This window comes from Bradyrhizobium sp. Crot121, assembly GCF_059512385.1.
Genome location: NZ_JCAMOR010000254.1, coordinates 1 through 1,097 on the forward strand (window position 1 = coordinate 1; position 1,097 = coordinate 1,097).

The following is a 1,097-nucleotide window of genomic DNA, read 5'->3' on the forward strand; positions in this document are numbered from 1 at the left end:
AGATGGGTCTGCCGCATCGAAGGCCGGGCACGCCCCTTCCAGGCCTCGTAGGTCGTGCAGAACCATGTGTAGCCGAATCCATCAGGATGGGTGGCGCGATACTCGTCCCACAGCAGCCGACGGGTCACATTGCGCCGGCGCAATTCCTTGTCGACATAGCCCCAGTCGGGAGCGGGCCGCTGGAGGCTCTGCGACGCCGGCTTCGGCGCAGGGAAAAGCAGCAGCTCCAGGTCCTCGTCGGTCATTCCGGCCGGCAACGGCCAGTTCAGCCCGGCAGCTCCGGCTCGGCGCAGATAGCTGTGCACGGCACCGTTGCTGATGCCCAGGGTGCGCGCGATGGCTCGCTCCGGCAAGCCTTGAACATGTTTTAAGCGGAGAACCTCTTTGATCCGGCGCATCGACAATCTCTGGGTGGGCATCGGCCTTCCTCGTTCACTGACGAGGCAGTTCCTAAGCCGGCTGAGTTATCGGCCGAAGCGGACTGAGCCACTGAAAAGCTGCTCACGATCCCGCGAAATCCCTGCTCACGATCCTCTGAAATCCGTGCTCACGATCCCGCGAAACATGCACACAAGCCCAGAACCTCCTTCTCGCCGTCCGGATTGAGCGCCAGCGCGACATAGACGGCCTTGTTCTTGACCATGCCTTCATCGCGAATCTTGACCCGCAGCGCGTCGAAAAATACCACCGGATAGACCGGGTCGAGCGGCCGACTTTGCCATTCCCGAACTTCGTCGAGAATCGCGTCGGTGACCCGGCTGATCAAATCCGGCGAGACTTCGGCCCCATAAAGTTCAGATAAATGCCCCTGGATCTCACGCACCGTCATGCCGCGCGCGTAGAGGCTCAGGATTTTGTCGTCAAAGCCGTCGAAACGGGTCTGGCCCTTGGCGATCAATAGCGGCTCAAAGCTGCCGGCCCGGTCGCGTGGCACAGCTATGTCGATCTCGCCGTCCTCGGTCAGGATTGTCTTCGCGCTGGTTCCGTTACGGCTATTGCCGCTGCCGCGGCCAGCCGGGTCGGTCGATCGTCATGTTGCGCAGCAGATAGGGATAGATCTTGTGGCCCGGCGCCGGCCTCGTAGTGTTCGGCCTTGG

Annotated in this window: 1 protein-coding gene and 1 pseudogene; both read right to left on the minus strand. The window is 62.0% G+C overall.

Going from position 1 to position 1,097, the window contains the following annotated elements; genetic code table 11:
* Positions 1-419: sigma factor-like helix-turn-helix DNA-binding protein (locus tag AC5ZGW_RS46360; protein WP_496114178.1), on the minus strand; the 419-nt coding region annotated here is incomplete at its 3' end.
* Positions 420-571: 152 nt separating this feature from the next.
* Positions 572-1,006 (minus strand): annotated as a pseudogene (locus tag AC5ZGW_RS46365) (IS256 family transposase); the annotation flags it as partial.
* Positions 1,007-1,097: the final 91 nt, after the last annotated feature.